A 19,186-nucleotide genomic window follows, 5' to 3' on the forward strand; every position below is an offset into this window, starting at 1 on the left:
CCGCACGCCGCCTCGCCCCTCACCCATTCGCCTTCACGCCTGAAACGTCATGCCTGAAACGTCACACCCTGGACGTCACGCCTGAAGCGCCGACCTCAGCTCGCCCATGTCGATCTGCTCCGTCTCGTCATGCGCGGTCAGGTCGATGACCTGCTGCTCGCGCTCGGCGTCTTCGGGAGCCTCGGAGGCCTCGGTGTCGTCGGCGCTGCCACTGTCCTCGGCCTCGACCCGGGGCTGCGACCCGGCCTCCGGTTCGTCCGCCTGGTCGACCTCGGCCGCGACCTCCGCCGCCAGCTCCTCCCCCACGACATCCGCCAGGTCTTCCTGGCCGTGCACGGAGCGCCCCGCGCCGAAGAAGTCGAAACCGCCCTGGGGGACCTTTCGCACGGGTGCCGCGGGTACGACCATCGCGGCGGCAGGCACGGTGTAGTGGCCGGCCGCCGCCTCGGACTTCCCCCGCGAATCGGCCTCCTCCGTGGTGGGCGCCGCCGGTTCGGGCCGCGCGAGATGCTTGAGCGCGGCATTGGCCCGCCGGTACATCTCCGGGGTCGGCGGGCCCGGCACGGCCGGGGACACGGGCGGCAGCGCCTTCGCCGGGGCGGCGGCCTCTATCGCGAGCCGGCGCCGTCCCTCGAGCGCGCTGGCCCGCTCCGTCTCCGCGTTCGCATACCGCCGCAGCAGCGCCGCGTGCTCGCCCCGCAGCGCGGCGAGTTCGGCCCGCTTGGCCCGCAGCTTGCCCTCCAGGCGGGTGCGCAGCTCACGCGACTCGTCGAGATCGCCCTCCAGCTCCGCCACGGCCTCCTCGTGCCGCCACCGCTCGCTCGCGGCACCGCGCGTCAGCTCGGCGACCCGCTTGCCGGCGAGCCGGTCCCAGCGGCGCATCACCACGGCACCGACCACCGCCGCCGCGGCGGCCGCCGCGGCGACGCCCCTCAGGACGAGCGGATCCTCGGACAGCCAGGCGGCCCCCGCACAGACGAGAGGCACACCGGCGATCACCGTCGGAGGCAGAAGGCGGTGCAGGGGCGGAGAATGGCGGTGGCGTCCACGTGGCATGGCCAGAAACTTACCGCGCGTAGGCAAATCGCGAAGCCCCGCCCGGCAAAATTCGGACACACCTGTCACAGAAACCACCTAACTCTCGTGCCCACAAGGTCACTTAGCGCCCTGAGGCCCTCTCGGCAGGAGCCAATCGGCGGAGCCCAAGTTTCAAGATCATTTCGCGACGAGACCCTTGGCTTCCAGATACTCCTTCGCGACATCGCCTTCCTTCTGCCGCTCGGCGTCGACCTTCCGGTTCAGCTCGACGAGATCATCGGTCGTGAGCGTCTTCGTCAACTTCCCGAGGGCATCGGCAATCTTCTTGTCGCCCGCATCCTTGGTGTTCACGACCGGAACGATGTTGTCCGCGTTCTGCAGCTTCTTGTCGTCCTTCAGAAGAACGAGCCCGAAGTTCTCCAGCGTCGCGTCCGTCGTGGTCGTCAGGACCAGCTGGTCCGTGCCGTTCTTCACCGCCTGCTTCGACTGCGTGGTACCGACGCCCTTGGGGTCGATTCCCGTGACATCGATCCCGTACGACTTCTTGAGTCCCGGCGCGCAGAACGGCCGGGTCTCGCATTCGTCACCGGCCGCGATCTTCACCTTCTGGCCCGACTTGCCAAGATCCGAAAGAGTCTTCAACTTGTGCTTCTGGGCGAAATCCTTGCTCACCGCGAACGCGTTCTGATCAACGGCCTCTCCCGCGTCCAGAACCTTCAGCCCCTGCGGCTCGGCCAGCTTGCGCAGCGCGGTCACCGTGGCGTCGACATCGCTCGACGCGACCGGCTTCGCCTTCGGCCCGTTCTCCTTCAGGTTGAGGAATTCGGCGAGCGTCGCCGCGTATTCGGGCACCACGTCGATGGCGCCCTTGGCGAGCTGCGGTTCGTAGATCTCGCGGTTCTCCACCGTCTTGACCGACGCGTCGTACCCGGCGTCGGCCAATATCTGCCGGTACAGCTCACCGAGCACCTTGGCCTCGGTGAAACGGGCGGCGCCAATGACGACCTTGCCCTTCCCGCCACCACCCGACGCGCCCGCATCGTCCTTGCCCTCGAGGCTGTCGCCACCGCACGCGGTGAGCCCCGCGGTCAGCGCACCCACGGTCACGGCCGCCAGGGCCACTCGACGCGTTCTGCTGTTCATCGCTCTCCTCGTCGCACTGCCGGAACTGACAACAAACACAAGTCCTCGGGCCCATGGCCCAGTCCCGCGGCCCGGTCCCGGACCATGGGTCACGCCCGCCTCCGCATGGGGTCGAAGGCCCACCCCACCGCGACGAACAGGCCCTCCGCGGCCAGCGCGAGCGCGGCCACGAGCACCGCCCCGGCGACCACCTGCGGCGTGTCCTGAAGGTTGAACCCCGCCGTGATGATCCGGCCGAGCCCGCCCTCACCGGCCATCGCCGCCAGCGTCGCCGTCGCGATCACCTGCACCCCCGCGGACCGCAGCCCGGTCATCACCAGCGGGTACGCCAGCGGAAGTTCGACGCGGGCGAAGACCTGGCGGCCGCTCATGCCCATACCGCGCGCGGCCTCCACCACCGACCGGTCGACCTCGCGCATCCCCACGTACGCGTTGGTGAGCAGCGGCGGCACCGCGAACAGCACCAGCGCGATCAGCGTCGGCACATCGCCGTGCCGGCCGAGCGGGGTGAGCGTGAGCAGTACGAGGACGGCCAGCGTCGGAACCGCCCGCCCCACGTTCGAGATGTTGATGGCGAGCGCGCCGCCCCTGCCCTTGTGTCCGAGCCACAGGGCCAGCGGCAGGGCGATCAGGCAGGAGACGGCGAGCGCGACACCGCAGAAGTACAGGTGCTCGGCGAGGCGGTGCCACACCCCCTTCTCCCCTTGCCAGTTGGCGCTCGTGGCCAGCCAGTCCCAGGCCCCCGATATCGCGTTCATGCCACCTTCTCCGGCTCGGCGCGCGCCACGTCGTCGCGGCCGCGGAGCCCCCGTATTCGGAACCCGCCCCGCACCGGCGCCCCCACCCTCGTCCACGGCGTCAGCCACCGCTGCACGCCGAGCAGCAGCAGGTCCGCCAGGACCGCGAGCAGCACGCACAGCACGGACGCGGTGAGCACCTGCGCCTTGAAGTCGCTCTGCAGGCCACCCACGATCAGCGTGCCGAGCCCGCCGTAGTCCACGATCGAGCCGACCGTCGTCATCGCCACCGTGGAGACCGTCGCGATCCGCACTCCGGCGAGCATCGCCGGGAGCGCCAGCGGAAGTTCGACCTCCCACAGCAGCCGCAGCGGGCCGTACCCCATCCCGCGCGCGGCCTCTCTCGCCTCCTGCGGGACCGCCTGCAGGCCCGCCAGCATGTTCCGCACGAGGATCGTCAGGGAGTAGAGCACGAGCCCCGTGATCACCAGCGCGACCGAGAGCCCGAACAGGGGCAGCAGCAGCGAGAACATCGCGAGCGAGGGGACCGAGTAGAGCACCGTAGTCACGCCGAGCACCGGCCCCGCGAAGGCGCGTGCGCGCCGGGCGAGCAGCGCGAGCGGGAAGGAGATAAGGACGCCGATGACCACCGACGCCGCCGTGATGCCCAGATGCTGGACGGTCGCGTCGACCAACTCCTGACCGCGGGTGCGCACATACTCCCCGCACACCCAGTCATTGGCCACGAGACAGCTCTGCTCGCTCACGCCGGCCACCTCCCCCGATTCCCCGAACGTATGTCAGCCGGCCGCACAGCCGCACGCACGTTTTCCAACTGCCGACGACCCTAGCCCGGCCCACTGACAATGGCCGAGGCCCGGGGGAGGGACGCAACACGGCCTTCACATGACTGCCTCACCGGGGCATCCACAACCGGGCCGTGTCCCGGCAGAATGGGGTCCCATGATCCGGTTCGAGCACGTCAGCAAGCGGTACGCGGACGGCACCACCGCCGTCGACGATCTGTCCTTCGAGGTGAACGAGGGCGAACTGGTCACGCTCGTCGGCCCGTCGGGCTGCGGCAAGACCACGACGATGAAGATGGTGAACCGGCTCATCGAACCCACCGCGGGCCGGATACTCCTCGACGGCGACGACATATCCGGGGTCGACCCGGTCCAACTGCGCCGCCGCATCGGCTACGTGATCCAGCAGGTCGGCCTGTTCCCGCACAAGTCGGTCCTCGACAACACCGCGACCGTGCCGCACCTGCTGGGCGTGAAGCGCGCCAAGGCCAGGGAACGGGCGGCGGAGTTGCTCGACCTGGTGGGCCTGGACCCGAAGGTGTTCGGCGAGCGCTACCCCGAGCAGCTCTCCGGCGGGCAGCGCCAGCGGGTGGGCGTGGCACGGGCCCTGGCGGCCGACCCGCCCGTCCTGCTGATGGACGAGCCGTTCGGCGCGGTCGACCCCGTGGTGCGCGAGCACCTGCAGACCGAGTTCCTGCGCCTGCAGCAGACGCTCGGCAAGACCGTCCTGTTCGTCACGCACGACATGGAGGAGGCCGTCCGCCTCGGCGACCGTATCGCCGTCTACGGAGATGGCCGTATCGAGCAGTACGACACCCCGTCGGCGGTCCTGGGCACACCCGCCACCGACTACGTGGCCGACTTCGTGGGCGCCGACCGCGGCCTCAAGCGCCTCTCCGTGACGCCCATCGAGGAGGGCGACCTGGAGCAGCCGCCCGTCGTGCACCTCGACGACCCGCTGCCCAAGGAGCTCGACGCCCGCTGGGCCGTCGTCCTGGACCACGACAACAACCTGCACGGCTGGATCTCCGCCGAGCACGCACGCGTGGGCACCGGCTCCGTGCGGGAGCACGCGCGCCGCATGGAGGCCTGGCTGCCCGTGGGCGCCCCGCTCAAGCAGGCGTTCGCGACGATGCTCCAGCACGACGCGGGCTGGATCGCGGTCATCGACGAACAGAGCCAGGGCCGCTTCCTCGGCGTACTCACCCCGGCCCGCCTACACGAGGCCCTGCGCCGCTCCACGGCCGCGGACTCCCGCGACATCACGCGCGCGGAGGTCGACCTGGAGACGGTGGAGCAACTCCTCCCCTGAGTCCGCTGAATCCTATGAGTCCGCCATGTCCGCCGTTCACGAGTGAACCCGGGTCGCTCCGCTTCCGTCCTACAGGTCGTACGTCACGGATGCGGCATTCGCACCGTGTTCACATGCCTCGCGGAGCGAGCGGCAGGAGGAGACGTGGGGATGCGTCGGATCGCGGACGCCTGTCTCCTGGCCGGTGGCGCGGACATCGCGGCCGGTGTCCTGCCACGGCTCACGCGCAGCCGCACGGGCGCCGTCACGGAGGCGCTGCCGGGTCCGCTCGGCCCGTACGCCGCCGCCCTCACGCTCGGCAGCGGCGTTCTGCTCGTCCTGCTCGCGCGCATGCTGCGGCGGCGCGAGCGGCGGGCCTGGTGGGCGGTGACGGCACTGCTGCCGCTCGGCGCTGCCGGGCAACTCGCGTACCGGGACTCGCTCGTGGGGGCCGTCGGCGTCGCCCTGTCCCTGGTTCCGCTGTGGCTCCTGATACGCGACCGGAAGCGGTTCGACGCGCCGCCCGACCCCCGCGGCCGATGGCGCGCCCTGGCCAACTTCGTGCTCCTGGGCGCCGGTTCACTGCTGATCGGCCTCGCCGTGGTCAGCGCGCACCCGGAGCGGCTCGTCGGCGGCCCGAGCATCGTGGACCGCCTGGAGCACGTCCTGTGCGGTCTGCTCGGCATGGAGGGGCCGCTCGTCTACGTAGGCGGCGCGGCGCACACGGTCGCCCTCTCGCTCGGCGCCCTCGGCCTGATCACCGCACTGACCACGCTCTACCTCGCGTTCCGCCCCGAGGACCCGGCCGCCCGAGGCAAGGGGATCGTGTTCTCGCCCAGCGGCAAGGCGGCGGTCCACTACCGGGTCGTCTCGGGCGTGATGCTGGCCAAGGGCGACCCCCTGGGTGACGTAGAGGCCTGGCCGGGAGCCATGGAGCGCTTCATGGACGAGGCGCGGACCCGCTCCTGGACGCCGGCCGTCACGGACTGCTCCGAGACGGGGTGCGCGGTCTGGACCCGCGAGACCGGACTCACCGCGCGGCCCCGCCACGAAAGCGGCGGCACCTTCCAGGGCCGCCGAAGCCGCGAGATCCGGCCCGCCGCGAAGGGCCTAGGCTTGAGGCCATGAGCACGTCGCAGGTCCGCCGTGGCCACGTAGCCAACCTCCCCGTTTGGGACCGCTGCGCGGTCATGGGCGTCGTCAATGTGACGCCGGACTCGTTCTCGGACGGCGGCCGCTGGTTCGACACGACCGCCGCGATCAAGCACGGCCTCGACCTGGTCGCCGAGGGCGCCGACCTCGTGGACGTCGGCGGCGAGTCCACCCGCCCGGGCGCCAGCCGTGTCGACGAGGACGAGGAGCTCAGGCGCGTCATCCCCGTCGTACGAGGACTGGCCTCCGAAGGCGTGACGATCTCGGTCGACACCATGCGGGCCTCCGTCGCCGAGCAGTCCCTCGCCGCGGGCGCCTCCCTGGTCAACGATGTGAGCGGCGGCCTCTCCGACCCGGAGATGGTCCCGGTCGTCGCCGCCACGGGTGCGCCCTTCGTGGTGATGCACTGGCGCGGCCTCCTGGCGGGCACCAATGTGCCCGGTACGTACGAGGACGTCGTCTCCGAAGTCGTGAACGAGCTCCACGCGCGCGTGCGGGCCGCCATCGAGGGCGGCATCGCCCCCGACCGCATCGTCGTCGACCCGGGCCTCGGCTTCTCCAAGAACGCCGAGCACGACCTCTCCCTGCTCGCCCACCTCGACCGGCTGCACGCGCTCGGCCACCCGGTCCTCGTCGCGGCCTCCCGCAAGCGGTTCCTCGGCCATGTACTGGCCGGCGAGCAGGGCGCGCCGCCGCCCGCCCGCGAGCGCGACGCCGCCACCGCCGCCGTCTCCGCGCTCGCCGCGCAGGCGGGCGCCTGGGCCGTGCGCGTCCACGAAGTGCGGGCCACCGCCGACGCCGTCCGCGTGGCACGCGCGGTCGAAGGAGCCCAGTGACCGAGGCCGACGTCCTAGCCGTCGACACCGCCAACCGCACCTACTACGAAGCCGTCGAACGCGGCGCCTTCGAGGAACTCACCGCCCTGTGGCTCGCCCCCGAGGACGTCGACTACGACGAGGACGCCGACCCGGACGAGGCCGAGGACACCTCCGTCAGCTGCGTGCACCCCGGCTGGCCGGTGCTCACGGGCCGGGGCGAGGTGCTGCGCTCGTACGCGCTGATCATGGCGAACACCGAGTACATCCAGTTCTTCCTGACCGACGTGCACATCAGCGTCGTCGCCGACACCGCCCTGGTGACCTGCACGGAGAACATCCTCAGCGGCGGCCCCGCCCCCAAGGAGGGCGACGAACTCGGCCCGCTCGTCGGCCAGCGCGTCGTCGCCACCAATGTGTTCCGGCGCACCCGCGACGGCTGGAAGATCTGGTCGCACCACGCCTCCCCCGTGCTCGCCGAATCGGATGCCGAATCCGACGAGATGGGCGACGCGGAGGACGGCGACTCACCCGCCTGAGCGGGTAGGCGTCCCCACGGAGCCCGTGATCCTCATGTGGGGTTGGGCTCTCGACCGCCTGGGTATGGGCGGCTACCAGCCGAGAGCGCAGGCTGCGGCGGGTGTGCCGGGTGGGATCAGTCATAGCCCCCGCGGACCGGTGCTGTCAGTGCTCGCGGGTAGATTCGATCGAGGCCGGGACATCGACCGCACATCGATGTGACCGGCCTTCAACGACGACAGCAGGAGTGATTCGCGTGGATCGTGTCGCGCTGCGCGGCCTCAAGGCCCGTGGGCACCATGGCGTTTTCCCCAAGGAACGCGAGGAAGGCCAGACCTTCATCGTGGACCTGGTGCTCGGCCTGGACACACGAGCGGCCGCGGCCGACGACGACCTGGCGAAGACCGTGCACTACGGCATCGTGGCGGAGGAGGTCGTGGCCGTCGTCGCGGGCGACCCGGTGGATCTCATCGAGACCCTCGCCGAGCGCATCGCCCAGACATGCCTGAAACACGAAGGCGTCCAGGAGGTCGAGGTCTGCGTCCACAAGCCGGACGCGCCGATCACCGTGCCCTTCGACGACGTGACCGTCACCATCACCCGGAGCCGAGTATGAACAAAACTCCGTTCGACCCGACCGTCCAGCCGGTCCCGACCGCCGTGGTGGAGCAGGTCGACGCAGCCGACACCACGCTCTCCAACCCCAAGCGCGCCGTGATCTCCCTCGGCGCGAACCTGGGCAACCGCCTGGAGACCCTCCAGGGCGCCGTCGACGCCCTGGAGGACACCCCCGGAGTCCGCGTCAAGGCCGTCTCGCCCGTGTACGAGACGGATCCCTGGGGCGTCGCCCCGGACAGCCAGCCCTCGTACTTCAACGCCGTCGTCGTCCTGAAGACGACGCTGCCGCCCGCCTCGCTCCTGGAGCGCGCGCACGCCGTCGAGGAAGCCTTCCACCGGGTGCGGGACGAGCGCTGGGGCGCCCGCACCATCGACGTGGACATCGTCGCGTACGCCGATGTGGTCTCGGACGATCCTTACCTCACGCTCCCCCACCCGCGCGCCCACGAGCGGGCCTTCGTGCTCGTCCCCTGGCACGACGTGGAGCCGGAGGCCCAGCTTCCGGGGCACGGCGCGGTCACCGAACTGCTCGACTCCGTGACCCGCGCGGGCGTCGCGCCGCGCGTCGACCTGGAACTCCGCCTGCCCGAGTAATCGTTAGGGTCTACCGGACACGATTAACGGCCACGGGCAGCTGGGCCAAGACGGACGAGGGGCGACCAACCGGGATGAAGCAACTGCGCATCAGGACACTGGTCGGCCTCTTCGCCGTCGCCGGAGTGCTGTCCTGGGCGGGCGCCCGCCTGTGGGACTCGCTGGGCACACTGCCGAAGGTCCCGCTGGCCGCGCCCATCGTGCTCGCCGTGATCGCCGTCGTGCTGCTCGCGACGGCCCTGTCCCTGCGCTCCCGGCTGCGCGCGCAGCGGGAGCGCCGCCCCGAGGCCAAGGGCGTCGACCCCATGATGGCGGCGCGCGCCCTGGTCTTCGGTCAGGCCAGCGCCCTCGTCGCGGCCCTCGTGACCGGCATGTACGGCGGCACCGGCGTCTTCCTCCTGGAGTCCCTGGACGTCCCGGCCCACCGCGACCAGGCGATCTACGCCGGACTCTCGGTACTGACCGGGGTCGCCGTCGTCGCGGCGGCCATCTTCCTGGAGCGCGTCTGCAAACTCCCGGAGGACGAGGACCCCGAGCAGGCGGCACCGGCCGCCTAGGCGCTGCCGCTCGCCCCGAACCGCGCATCAGCGCATCAGCGCATCAGCGCCCGATGATCAGGCTCATCGCCTCGCTGCGGGTCGCGGGGTCGCGCAGCTGGCCACGCACCGCGGACGTGATCGTCTTCGCGCCGGGCTTGCGCACCCCGCGCATCGACATGCACATGTGCTCGCACTCCACGACGACGATGACGCCGCGCGGCTCGAGGATCTCCATCAGGGAGTCCGCGATCTGCGTCGTCAGCCGCTCCTGCACCTGCGGGCGGCGGGCGTACACGTCGACCAGCCGGGCCAGCTTCGACAGGCCCGTGATCTTGCCGTCGGCGGACGGAATATAGCCGACGTGCGCGACGCCCACGAATGGGACCAGATGGTGCTCACAGCTCGACTGCACCTCGATGTCCTTCACCAGGACCATCTCGTCGTGCCCCAGGTCGAACGTCGTCGTCAGGACGTCCTCGGGCTGCTGCCACAGGCCCGCGAATATCTCCTTGTACGCGCGGGCGACCCGCCCCGGAGTCTCCCGGAGGCCCTCGCGGTCCGGGTCCTCGCCGACCGCGATGAGCAGTTCACGCACGGCGTTCTCGGCCCGCTTCTCGTCGAACTCGCCGATCGAGCCCTCACCGTCCAGCGTCACCGGGTCGGTCATCTGGTGCCTCTTTCTCTACTCACATCGCCGCGCGGCAGCGCAAAGGCCGCGTCCCCCACACCGTAAAGCGTGGGGGACGCGGCCTGCATTCCGGGTCTGGCCTGCCCAATGAGGGCCGGTTCAGCTCTCGGGGCGCTCTTCCTTCACCGTGTCCACCGGGGTGGTGGTCTCGATGGCGGGCGCCGTTCCGTTCGCACCGTTCGTCAGTGAGAGCTCCTTGGGGGAGAGCACCGGCGGGCGGGTCGAGGGGGTACGGCGGTTGGAGCCGGTCCACGCGGGGCGGGCCGGGCGCTTCACGATCGGAGTGAAGATCTCGGCGATCTGCTCCTTGTTCAGCGTCTCCTTCTCGAGCAGCGCGAGGACCAGGTTGTCGAGAACGTCGCGGTTCTCGACGAGGATCTCCCAGGCCTCGTTGTGCGCGGTCTCGATGAGCTTCTTGACCTCTTCGTCGACGAGCGCGGCGACCTCTTCCGAGTAGTCGCGCTGGTGACCCATCTCGCGGCCCACGAAGGGCTCGGAGTTGTCACCGCCGAACTTGATCGCGCCGAGCCGCTCGGTCATGCCGTACTGCGTGACCATCGCGCGGGCCGTGCTGGTGGCCTTCTCGATGTCGTTCGCAGCGCCCGTGGTCGGGTCGTGGAAGACGAGCTCCTCGGCCGCGCGCCCGCCCAGCATGTACGCGAGCTGGTCGAGCATCTCGTTGCGCGTGGTCGAGTACTTGTCCTCTTCCGGAAGCACCATCGTGTACCCGAGCGCGCGGCCACGGGACAGGATCGTGATCTTGTGGACCGGGTCGGAGTTCGGCGAGGCCGCCGCGACCAGGGCGTGACCGCCCTCGTGGTACGCGGTGATCTTCTTTTCCTTGTCCGACATGATCCGGGTCCGCTTCTGCGGGCCCGCGACCACACGGTCGATCGCCTCGTCGAGCATCTGGTTGTCGACCAGCTTCCGGTCCGAGCGGGCCGTGAGCAGCGCGGCCTCGTTCAGCACGTTGGAGAGATCGGCACCGGTGAAGCCCGGCGTACGGCGGGCGACGGCCGACAGGTCGACGTCCGGAGCGACCGGCTTGCCCTTCTGGTGAACCTTGAGGATCTCCAGACGGCCCTGCATGTCCGGACGGTCGACCGCGATCTGGCGGTCGAAACGGCCGGGACGCAGCAGCGCCGGGTCGAGGATGTCGGGCCGGTTCGTGGCGGCGATCAGGATGACGCCGCCCTTCACGTCGAAGCCGTCCATCTCGACGAGCAGCTGGTTGAGCGTCTGCTCGCGCTCGTCGTGCCCACCGCCGAGTCCGGCACCACGGTGCCGGCCGACCGCGTCGATCTCGTCGACGAAGACGATCGCCGGAGCGTTCGCCTTGGCCTGCTCGAAGAGGTCGCGGACACGGGAGGCACCGACACCGACGAACATCTCGACGAAGTCGGAACCGGAGATCGAGTAGAACGGGACGCCGGCCTCACCCGCGACAGCACGCGCGAGCAGCGTCTTGCCCGTTCCGGGCGGGCCGTACAGGAGTACGCCCTTGGGGATCTTGGCGCCGACCGCCTGGAACTTGGCCGGCTCCTGGAGGAACTCCTTGATCTCGTAGAGCTCCTCGACGGCCTCGTCGCTGCCGGCGACGTCGGAGAACGTCGTCTTGGGGGTGTCCTTGGTGATGAGCTTGGCCTTGGACTTGCCAAACTGCATGACCTTGGAGCCGCCGCCCTGCATCTGGTTCATCAGAAACAGGAACACGACGACGATGAGCACGAAGGGCAGCAGCGAGAGCAGGATGCCCACGAAGGGGTTCTGCTTCGACGGGGAGACGGTGTACCCGTCAGGGATCTGCTTGTCCTCGAACTTGGCCTGGAGACTCTTGGCCACGTCGACGCCCTGGTCGCCGATGTAGCTGGCCTGGATCTTGTTCGAGCCGTCGACCTTCTGGTCGCCCTTCAGCTCGACCTTGATGGTGTCTTCATCGCCGGTGGTCAGCTTGGCCGATTCCACCTTGTTGTCGTTGATGGCCTGAATTACCTGGCCGGTGTCCACTGTCTTGTAGCCGCCGGACGAACCGACGACCTGCATCAACACGACCACGGCAAGGACGGCCAGCACGATCCACATGACCGGCCCACGGAAGTATCGCTTCACGTCCATCCATACGGAGCGGAGCCGCCCCGTCCCTCCTGCCATAGTGAGTTTGATAAGGCTGTTTGCAGCTGTTGGTGCTGTTGTAGCTATTTGAAGAACTGTTCTTCGGACGGTACCCCAGCATTGTCACCCGAAGCCGCAGGGGATGACCGGGAATCTGCCCTTCGCATGCTCCAACGGCGGGGACCCCGTGAGGGTTCCCGTCCCCGCGATCAGGACTGACGACTCCTCAGCCGCCATAGACGTGCGGCGCGAGGGTGCCGACGAACGGCAGGTTCCGGTACTTCTCCGCGTAGTCCAGGCCGTAACCGACCACGAACTCGTTCGGGATGTCGAAGCCGACCCACTTCACGTCGATGTCGACCTTGGCCGCCTCCGGCTTGCGCAGCAGCGTGCACACCTCGAGGGAGGCGGGCTCGCGCGAGCCGAGGTTGGTGAGCAGCCAGGACAGCGTCAGACCGGAGTCGATGATGTCCTCGACGATCAGGACGTGCTTGTCCTTGATGTCGGTGTCGAGGTCCTTGAGGATCCGCACCACGCCGGAGGACTGGGTGCCCGAGCCGTACGAGGACACCGCCATCCAGTCCATGGTGAGCGGGGTGGACAGGGCACGAGCCAGATCGGCCATGACCATGACGGCGCCCTTGAGGACCCCGACGATCAGCAGGTCCTTGCCCGCGTACTCCGCGTCGACCTTCGCGGCCAGCTCCGCCAGCTTCGCGTCGATCTCTTCCTTGGTGATGAGCACCGACTCTAGGTCGGTGCCCATGTCTTTCGCGTCCACCCGCATCACTTTCGGTCGTCCCACCGGCCGCCGCGACGTGACCGTCGAGTCAGCCTTGCCGGATGACCAGTCTGCCACCCTGCCGCTGAGCGAGAACTTTGCCCGGCAGATTGATCTCTCCCTGGCCCCGCCACCCCGTGATCAGGCGGTCGACCTCCTCGATGTGCCGGGCGAACAGCGCACCGGCCGGGGCGCCGGCCTCGATGGCCGTCCTGCGCAGGATTCTGCGACGTACGGCGGGCGGCAGCGCGTACAACTTGGCGCATTCGAGGAGCCCCGCCGCGTCCCGTACGGACTCGGCGGCGTCCCTGGCCCAGGTGTCGAGCGCGTCGGCGTCGTCACGCGACAGCTGGGCCGTACGGGCGAGAGCCTCGACGACGCCCTTGCCGAGCGCCTTCTCCAGGGCGGGCAGCCCCTCGTGCCGGAGTCTGGACCTGGTGTAGGCCGGATCAACGTTGTGCGGGTCGTCCCAGACAGGCAGGTGCTGGACGAGGCAGGCCTTGCGGGCGGTCTGCCGGTCGAGCGTGAGGAAGGGCCGTCGGTAGCGGCCGCCGGTGCCCGACATCGCGGCCATCCCGGACAGGGAGCGGATGCCGGAGCCGCGGGCGAGGCCGAGCAGGACCGTCTCGGCCTGGTCGTCGCGGGTGTGGCCGAGCAGGACGGCGGCGGCGCCGTGGCTGTCGGCGGCGGCGTCGAGGGCGGCGTAGCGGGCGTCGCGGGCGGCGGCTTCGGGGCCACCGCCGCGGCCCACGTCGACGGCGACGGACTCGACGGGCTTCAGGCCGAGGGCACCCAGGCGCAGGACGACGTCCTCGGCCCGGGCGTCGGAGCCGGGCTGCAGGCCGTGGTCGACGGTGATGCCACCGGCGCGGATGCCGAGTTTGGGGGCCTCGAAGGCGAGGGCGGAGGCGAGGGCCATGGAGTCGGCTCCGCCGGAGCAGGCGACGAGCACCACGGGCTCGGCGTCCGGCTTGGAGTCGTTCAGGATGTCGTGGAGGACGCGGCGGACCGCCAGGCGTATCGCCGCGACCGCAGGATGGGGACCCATGTCCGGTTCCCTTCATTCCGTTGTCTGGGGGGTGGGCGCTGCTGGACAACTCGAACCGGACCAGCGCCGGCTGACCCGGCTCAATCGCTCAACGGTGACCGGGTGAGATCGGTCACGCAGAGTGTGTCGATGGTGACAGAGCCGAGCGGTTCCCCGAGCATTGCACGCCAGCCCACGGCCTACGGTCCCTCGGATGGGTGATCCTGGGCAATTATGGGCGTGCCTTACGGGGCTTCGTGAGCGCCGTCCGACTTGTTGTGCACCCGCGCGACCCAGTCCGCCGGTTTGGCGATCTCCGCCTTCGTCGGCAGCGTGTTGGGAGATGTCCACACGCGGTTGAAGCCGTCCATGCCGACCTCGTCGACGACGGCCCGTACGAACTTCTCGCCGTCGCGGTACTGACGCAGCTTGGCGTCGAGACCGAGCAGCTTGCGCAGGGCCAGGTCGAGCCGTGAGGCGCCCTTCTGCCTGCGCTGTTGGAACTTCTCGCGGATCTCCTCGACGGACGGCACGACGGCCGGGCCCACGCCGTCCATCACGTAGTCCGCGTGCCCTTCGAGCAGCGACATCACGGCGGTGAGGCGGGCCAGGATGTCGCGCTGCGCCGGGGTCTGCACGAGCTCGACGAGTGAGCGCCCACCGTCGTCCTCCTCGCCCTCGGGGCGCCCTCCCGCGAGGGATTGAGCCGCTTCCCGTACGCGCTCCAGGAACGTCGTCGGGTCGACCTCGGTCTCCTCGAGGAATGACTGGATCTCGCCCTCCAGGTGGTCGCGCAGCCAGGGCACGGCCGTGAACTGGGTGCGGTGCGTCTCCTCGTGGAGGCAGACCCAGAGCCTGAAGTCGTGTGGTTCCACGTCGAGTTCGCGCTCCACGTGCACGATGTTCGGCGCTACGAGCAGGAGCCTGCCGCCGCCGTTCGGCGCGGCGGGCAGCTCGCGCGTGGCGGGGGCGAAGGTCTCGTACTGGCCGAGGACGCGGGAGGACAGGAACGAGAGCAGCATGCCGAGTTCGACGCCCGTGACCTTGCCGCCGACCGCGCCGAGCACCGCGGGCCCGGGACCGGAACCGCGCCGCTCGTTCATCTTGTCGAGCAGGGGCCGCAGGACCTCGCGGAAGCCCGCGACGTTGGCCCTCACCCAGCCGGGCCGGTCGACCACGAGCACCGGGGTGTCGTGGTCGGGGTCGGTCGCCATGCGCGTGTACGCGCGTACGTGCTCCTCAGAGGCCTTGGCGTGCCGCCGCAGTTCCGCGACCACCGCCCGGGCCTCGTCCCGACTGACCTCGGGGCCTGGTCGCACAAGTCGCGTCGCCGTCGCGACCGCCAGGTTCCAGTCGACCATTCCCGAAGATGCAGCACCGCCGAGGCTCGTCATGCGTCAACGGTACGTGACCCCTCGCGTACCGGTAGAGGGGTTGAGCCCGGAGTGGCGCCCCACTTCGGCCCCTCGGAACCCTTAAGGGTTCATCTGCAGCCGCAGTTGGCGACCGATGAGGCCAGGCGGTCGAGGCCGCCCTGGGCGGCCTTGGGGTCCGTGGCGCCCTCCGTCATGAAGGCGAAGACGAGGAGGCGGCCGTCGGCGTCGACGACCGTGCCCGCGAGCGTGTTCACGCCGGTGAGGGTGCCGGTCTTGGCGCGGACCAGGCCCGTTCCCGAGGCGTCGGCCGCGTCCTCGTAGCGGCTCGCGAGGGTTCCGGTGAAGCCGGCGACCGGCAGGCCCGTGAGGACGGAGCGCAGCTCGGGGCGGGACGGGTCGGCGGCCTTGGCGAGCAGGCCGGTGAGCAGGTCGGCGGAGACCTTGTCGGCGCGGTCGAGGCCGCTGCCGTCGGCGAAGTGGGTGTCATCGAGCGGCAGCCGGAGCTTTCCGAGCTGCTTCTTGACGGCCTTGCCCGCGCCGTCGAAGTCGTGGCTCGTGCCCACGGCGATCGCGGTCTGCCGGGCGAGCGCCTCGGCGATGTCGTTGTCGCTGTGCGTCAGCATCCGCTCGACGAGCGCGGAGAGCGGCGGCGAGGACACCTTCGCGAGCTTCTTCGCCGTGCCGGACGCCTTGCCGGAGGCCGGGTCGCCCTTGATCTTGATGCCGCGGTCGCCGAGCAGGTCCGCGAACTTCTTCGCCGCGGCCGCCGCCGGATCGCCCTCGCGCGTGGCCGGTCCGCTGTCGGAGTCGTCGGTGCGGGCCTCGTCGGCCATCAGCGAGGTGACCCGGGCGAGGTTCTCGTTGGGGCCGATGGGGTGGATGTCGGGGCCCGCGTACAGCGAGGTGTCGTACGTGAGGGTCACCTCGGTGGTGTCCCGCTTCTTCAACGACTTGGCGGTCTCGTCGGCGAGCGTGCCCAGGTCGGCGGCGCCGTAAGGGTTCTTCGCGCGGGCGGTCAGGGTCGGATCGCCGCCGCCCACCAGGATCAGCTTCTTGGAGTCCTTCTCCAGGGCCGTACGGGTGGCGATGCGGTGGTCGGGGCCCGCGGCCGAGAGGGCGGCCACCGCCGTGGCCAGCTTCGTCGTGGACGCCGGGGTGAGGGTGTCGCCCGATGCCCTCCCGTAGAGCCGCTTTCCGGTGACGGCGTCGACGACCGCGGCCGTGCGCCGGCCGCCGAGCGCGGGGCCCTTCAGGAGTGGGTCGAGCACGTCGGCCAGGGCACTCTTCGTGGGGCCCGGCACGGCCGCGCCGGGGGCCGCGAGCACCACGGGCGCGCTCGGCGCCGCCTCGGCCGCACCTCCGTGATCTGCGCCACCTCCGGCCTCCGAGGAGGCGGCCCGGTCGGCCTCGGCCTTACGCTGACCCGAAGCGTCCCAGGGACCGGCCGCGACCGCCACGACGGCCGCGAGGGCAAGCCCCACCGCCGTCGCGCCCACCGTGACGTGCTTGGTCTTGGATCCGGCAACAGTCTTCGCCGCACTCTTCACGAGCTGCGAAGCCTTCGGCTCCGGCACCGCGGACCAGCCCCTTTCGCGATCACACATCTGCGTAGGGGACACTTAACCACCAGACGTTTGTGTTGATCATTGAGGAGCCACCGGTGGAGTTCGACGTCCTGATCGAGATCCCGAAGGGATCGCGGAACAAGTACGAGGTCGACCACGAGTCCGGTCGTATCCGCCTCGACCGTCGTCTGTTCACGTCGACCGCCTACCCCGCGGACTACGGCTACGTCGAGGACACCCTCGGTGAGGACGGCGACCCGCTGGACGCCCTGGTCATCCTGGACGAGCCGACGTTCCCCGGCTGCCTCATCAAGTGCCGCGTGATCGGCATGTTCCGGATGACGGACGAGGCCGGCGGCGACGACAAGCTGCTGTGCGTCCCGGCGACGGACCCGCGGATGGAGCACCTGCGCGACATCCAGCACGTCTCGGAGTTCGACCGCCTGGAGATCCAGCACTTCTTCGAGGTCTACAAGGACCTGGAGCCCGGCAAGTCCGTCGAGGGCGCCGACTGGGTCGGCCGCACCGAGGCCGAGGCCGAGATCGAGCGTTCCTACAAGCGCGCGCAGGACAACGGCGGCCACTGAGCCCCCAGCGTTCACATCCGGGCCGCCCCCCTGGGGCGGCCCGTTCGCGTATCTGTGCGCATACTGAAGCGTACGTACGGTGCAGGGATACGCAGCGATGTGAAGGGCGAGGAACGACAGAGGTGACGGAGCGGGAGTCCGAGGCCCCCGAGGACCGCAAGCCGCAGTCCGACGAGGCGCGCAGCGCGTTCACGCAGCCGATCGGGATCATCACGCCGCCCCCGGTGGTCGACGAGGAGTCGTCGACCACTTCGGAGTTCGCGGTGCCCAATGGGCTGAACGTGCAGGCGCCGGAGCCGGTGGACACGGAGAGCTCGGCGTTCACGCGGCCGCGGACGTACAGCGTCCGTGAGTCGTCCCCCGCGTTCACCCCGCCGCACGGCATCCCCGTGGTCAGACTGACCAAGGAGGCGCCCTGGCAGGACCGGATGCGCACCATGCTGCGGATGCCGGTCGCCGAGCGGCCCGCCCCCGAGCTGGTCCAGAAGCACGACGAGGAGTCGGGGCCCGCCGTTCCGCGCGTGCTCGACCTGACCCTGCGTATCGGGGAGCTGCTGCTCGCGGGTGGTGAGGGCGCCGAGGACGTGGAGGCGGCGATGTTCGCCGTGTGCCGGTCCTACGGGCTCGACCGCTGCGAGCCGACAGTAACGTTCACTCTGCTGTCGATCAGCTTCCAGCCGTCCCTGGTGGACGACCCGGTGACGGCCTCGCGCACCGTGCGGCGCCGCGGCAGCGACTACACACGCCTCGCGGCCGTGTACCGGCTCGTCGACGACATGAGCGACGAGGAGACCGACGTCTCCCTGGAGGAGGCCTACCGGCGCCTCGCCGAGATCCGCAGGAACCGGCACCCCTACCCGGGCTGGGCGCTCACCGTGGCGAGCGGCCTGCTCGCCGGGTCCGCGTCGATCCTGGTCGGCGGTGACGTGCTGGTGTTCGTCGTGGCCGCGATCGGCGCGATGCTCGGCGACCGGCTCGCGTGGCTCTGCGCGGGGCGCGGGTTCCCGGAGTTCTACCAGTTCACGGTGGCCGCGATGCCGCCCGCCGCGATCGGCATCGCGCTGACGCTCGCGCACGACTACGTAGACGTGCGGGCGTCCGCGGTGATCACCGGTGGGCTCTTCGCGCTGCTCCCCGGGCGGGCGCTCGTCGCCGGTGTGCAGGACGGCCTGACCGGCTTCTACATCACGGCCGCCGCACGCCTCCTGGAAGTCATGTACTTCTTCGTGGGCATCGTCATCGGCGTCCTGATCATGCTCTACGTAGGCGTGCAGCTGAACGCGCAGCTCGACCCGGAGGAGGCGTTGCAGAGCCCCGACCGGCCGGTCTGGCAGATCCTCGCGTCGATGTCGCTGTCGCTCGCGTTCGCCGTGCTGTTGCAGCAGGAGCGGGCGACGGTGATCGCCGTGACGCTCAACGGCGGGGTCGCGGGCGCGATCTTCGGGGCGCTGCACTACCAGGGCGGGATCTCGCCGGTGGCCGCCACGGCCGCGGCGGCGGGGCTCGTGGGCCTGTTCGGGCAGCTCTTCTCGCGGTACCAGTTCGCTTCGGCGCTGCCGTACGTCACGGCCGCGATCGGCCCGCTGCTGCCCGGTTCGGCGACGTACTTCGGGCTGCTGGCGATCGCGCACAGCGATGTGAACTCCGGGCTCACGTTCCTGTCCAAGGCGGCCGCGCTCGCCCTCGCCATCGCGATCGGCGTGAACCTCGGTGGCGAGATCTCCCGCCTGTTCCTGCAGGGGCCGGGCGCCGCGGGACGGCGCGCGGCCAAGCGCACGAGGGGCTTCTAGCGTTTCCC

Annotated in this window: 18 protein-coding genes and 1 pseudogene; 9 read left to right on the forward strand and 10 right to left on the reverse strand. The window is 70.2% G+C overall.

Features of this window, described 5'->3' with window-relative positions:
* Positions 1-75: 75 nt before the first annotated feature.
* The 4 genes from ACWD2L_RS28150 to ACWD2L_RS28165 all read right to left on the reverse strand — a co-directional run bounded on the left by ACWD2L_RS28150 (position 76) and on the right by ACWD2L_RS28165 (position 3,685).
* Complete coding sequence (locus ACWD2L_RS28150) at positions 76-1,056, reverse strand: hypothetical protein (RefSeq protein ID WP_451192120.1); 981 nt, start codon at positions 1,054-1,056, stop codon at positions 76-78.
* Between the two features lie 159 nt (positions 1,057-1,215).
* Positions 1,216-2,181 carry an ABC transporter substrate-binding protein gene (locus ACWD2L_RS28155; RefSeq protein ID WP_351334295.1) on the reverse strand — a complete coding sequence of 322 codons (966 nt, stop codon included), beginning with the start codon at positions 2,179-2,181 and terminating at the stop codon, positions 1,216-1,218.
* Positions 2,182-2,270: 89 nt separating this feature from the next.
* On the reverse strand, positions 2,271-2,939 hold the full coding sequence (locus tag ACWD2L_RS28160) for an ABC transporter permease (protein ID WP_351334298.1): 669 nt from the start codon (positions 2,937-2,939) through the stop codon (positions 2,271-2,273).
* Complete coding sequence (locus ACWD2L_RS28165) at positions 2,936-3,685, reverse strand: ABC transporter permease (RefSeq protein WP_351334301.1); 750 nt, start codon at positions 3,683-3,685, stop codon at positions 2,936-2,938. Before ACWD2L_RS28165 ends, ACWD2L_RS28160 begins: the two co-directional genes overlap by 4 nt.
* A gap of 196 nt (positions 3,686-3,881) precedes the next feature.
* Here ACWD2L_RS28165 and ACWD2L_RS28170 point away from each other — a divergent pair, with 196 nt between their 5' ends.
* The 7 genes and pseudogenes from ACWD2L_RS28170 to ACWD2L_RS28200 all read left to right on the forward strand — a co-directional run bounded on the left by ACWD2L_RS28170 (position 3,882) and on the right by ACWD2L_RS28200 (position 9,270).
* Entirely contained in the window at positions 3,882-5,036 is a 1,155-nt protein-coding gene (locus ACWD2L_RS28170) for an ABC transporter ATP-binding protein (protein ID WP_351334303.1), read from the forward strand.
* A 150-nt stretch (positions 5,037-5,186) separates the two neighbouring features.
* A pseudogene (locus tag ACWD2L_RS28175) lies at positions 5,187-6,053 on the forward strand (phosphatidylglycerol lysyltransferase domain-containing protein); the annotation flags it as partial.
* An 86-nt stretch (positions 6,054-6,139) separates the two neighbouring features.
* Complete coding sequence (gene folP, locus ACWD2L_RS28180; protein ID WP_351334306.1) at positions 6,140-7,003, forward strand: dihydropteroate synthase; 864 nt, start codon at positions 6,140-6,142, stop codon at positions 7,001-7,003.
* Complete coding sequence (locus ACWD2L_RS28185; protein WP_351334309.1) at positions 7,000-7,521, forward strand: nuclear transport factor 2 family protein; 522 nt, start codon at positions 7,000-7,002, stop codon at positions 7,519-7,521. The genes folP and ACWD2L_RS28185 overlap by 4 nt, the downstream gene beginning before the upstream one ends.
* 236 nt (positions 7,522-7,757) lie before the next feature.
* Positions 7,758-8,117 (forward strand): dihydroneopterin aldolase, encoded by a 360-nt coding sequence (gene folB / locus ACWD2L_RS28190; RefSeq protein ID WP_267070060.1) that lies wholly within the window; start codon positions 7,758-7,760, stop codon positions 8,115-8,117.
* On the forward strand, positions 8,114-8,713 hold the full coding sequence (gene folK / locus ACWD2L_RS28195; protein WP_351334313.1) for a 2-amino-4-hydroxy-6-hydroxymethyldihydropteridine diphosphokinase: 600 nt from the start codon (positions 8,114-8,116) through the stop codon (positions 8,711-8,713). The genes folB and folK overlap by 4 nt, the downstream gene beginning before the upstream one ends.
* Before the next feature lie 74 nt (positions 8,714-8,787).
* Positions 8,788-9,270 (forward strand): DUF3180 domain-containing protein, encoded by a 483-nt coding sequence (locus ACWD2L_RS28200; protein ID WP_351334316.1) that lies wholly within the window; start codon positions 8,788-8,790, stop codon positions 9,268-9,270.
* A 43-nt stretch (positions 9,271-9,313) separates the two neighbouring features.
* Here the strand turns inward: ACWD2L_RS28200 and folE are convergent, their stop codons facing one another.
* From folE to dacB, 6 genes are all read right to left on the reverse strand, one after another.
* Positions 9,314-9,919 carry a GTP cyclohydrolase I FolE gene (gene folE, locus ACWD2L_RS28205; protein ID WP_351334317.1) on the reverse strand — a complete coding sequence of 202 codons (606 nt, stop codon included), beginning with the start codon at positions 9,917-9,919 and terminating at the stop codon, positions 9,314-9,316.
* 120 nt (positions 9,920-10,039) lie between these two features.
* Positions 10,040-12,055 carry an ATP-dependent zinc metalloprotease FtsH gene (ftsH, locus tag ACWD2L_RS28210; RefSeq protein WP_351334474.1) on the reverse strand — a complete coding sequence of 672 codons (2,016 nt, stop codon included), beginning with the start codon at positions 12,053-12,055 and terminating at the stop codon, positions 10,040-10,042.
* A gap of 223 nt (positions 12,056-12,278) precedes the next feature.
* Positions 12,279-12,839, reverse strand: coding sequence for a hypoxanthine phosphoribosyltransferase (gene hpt, locus ACWD2L_RS28215; RefSeq protein WP_351334320.1), 561 nt, complete (start codon positions 12,837-12,839; stop codon positions 12,279-12,281).
* A gap of 43 nt (positions 12,840-12,882) precedes the next feature.
* On the reverse strand, positions 12,883-13,881 hold the full coding sequence (gene tilS, locus ACWD2L_RS28220; protein WP_351334322.1) for a tRNA lysidine(34) synthetase TilS: 999 nt from the start codon (positions 13,879-13,881) through the stop codon (positions 12,883-12,885).
* 224 nt (positions 13,882-14,105) lie between these two features.
* Positions 14,106-15,254 (reverse strand): zinc-dependent metalloprotease, encoded by a 1,149-nt coding sequence (locus ACWD2L_RS28225; protein ID WP_351334325.1) that lies wholly within the window; start codon positions 15,252-15,254, stop codon positions 14,106-14,108.
* A gap of 89 nt (positions 15,255-15,343) precedes the next feature.
* Positions 15,344-16,840 carry a D-alanyl-D-alanine carboxypeptidase/D-alanyl-D-alanine endopeptidase gene (gene dacB / locus ACWD2L_RS28230; RefSeq protein ID WP_451192128.1) on the reverse strand — a complete coding sequence of 499 codons (1,497 nt, stop codon included), beginning with the start codon at positions 16,838-16,840 and terminating at the stop codon, positions 15,344-15,346.
* Between the two features lie 56 nt (positions 16,841-16,896).
* Here dacB and ACWD2L_RS28235 point away from each other — a divergent pair, with 56 nt between their 5' ends.
* Positions 16,897-17,388 carry an inorganic diphosphatase gene (locus ACWD2L_RS28235; protein ID WP_351334330.1) on the forward strand — a complete coding sequence of 164 codons (492 nt, stop codon included), beginning with the start codon at positions 16,897-16,899 and terminating at the stop codon, positions 17,386-17,388.
* Positions 17,389-17,510: 122 nt separating this feature from the next.
* Complete coding sequence (locus ACWD2L_RS28240; protein ID WP_351334332.1) at positions 17,511-19,178, forward strand: threonine/serine exporter family protein; 1,668 nt, start codon at positions 17,511-17,513, stop codon at positions 19,176-19,178.
* The last annotated feature ends 8 nt before the right edge of the window (positions 19,179-19,186 follow it).

It is taken from the genome of Streptomyces sp. NPDC002754 (assembly GCF_053592315.1).

What these genes read in the sequence shown, in the direction of transcription:
- hpt (WP_351334320.1), bottom strand. Translation starts at nt 12,839, where the DNA reads ATGCGGGTGGACGCGAAAGACATGGGCACCGACCTAGAGTCGGTGCTC.
- ACWD2L_RS28225 (WP_351334325.1), bottom strand. Translation starts at nt 15,254, where the DNA reads ATGACGAGCCTCGGCGGTGCTGCATCTTCGGGAATGGTCGACTGGAAC.
- ACWD2L_RS28150 (WP_451192120.1), bottom strand. Translation starts at nt 1,056, where the DNA reads ATGCCACGTGGACGCCACCGCCATTCTCCGCCCCTGCACCGCCTTCTG.
- folK (WP_351334313.1), top strand. Translation starts at nt 8,114, where the DNA reads ATGAACAAAACTCCGTTCGACCCGACCGTCCAGCCGGTCCCGACCGCC.
- ACWD2L_RS28200 (WP_351334316.1), top strand. Translation starts at nt 8,788, where the DNA reads ATGAAGCAACTGCGCATCAGGACACTGGTCGGCCTCTTCGCCGTCGCC.
- ACWD2L_RS28160 (WP_351334298.1), bottom strand. Translation starts at nt 2,939, where the DNA reads ATGAACGCGATATCGGGGGCCTGGGACTGGCTGGCCACGAGCGCCAAC.
- dacB (WP_451192128.1), bottom strand. Translation starts at nt 16,840, where the DNA reads ATGTGTGATCGCGAAAGGGGCTGGTCCGCGGTGCCGGAGCCGAAGGCT.
- ACWD2L_RS28170 (WP_351334303.1), top strand. Translation starts at nt 3,882, where the DNA reads ATGATCCGGTTCGAGCACGTCAGCAAGCGGTACGCGGACGGCACCACC.
- folP (WP_351334306.1), top strand. Translation starts at nt 6,140, where the DNA reads ATGAGCACGTCGCAGGTCCGCCGTGGCCACGTAGCCAACCTCCCCGTT.
- ACWD2L_RS28155 (WP_351334295.1), bottom strand. Translation starts at nt 2,181, where the DNA reads ATGAACAGCAGAACGCGTCGAGTGGCCCTGGCGGCCGTGACCGTGGGT.
- tilS (WP_351334322.1), bottom strand. Translation starts at nt 13,881, where the DNA reads ATGGGTCCCCATCCTGCGGTCGCGGCGATACGCCTGGCGGTCCGCCGC.
- folE (WP_351334317.1), bottom strand. Translation starts at nt 9,919, where the DNA reads ATGACCGACCCGGTGACGCTGGACGGTGAGGGCTCGATCGGCGAGTTC.
- ftsH (WP_351334474.1), bottom strand. Translation starts at nt 12,055, where the DNA reads ATGGACGTGAAGCGATACTTCCGTGGGCCGGTCATGTGGATCGTGCTG.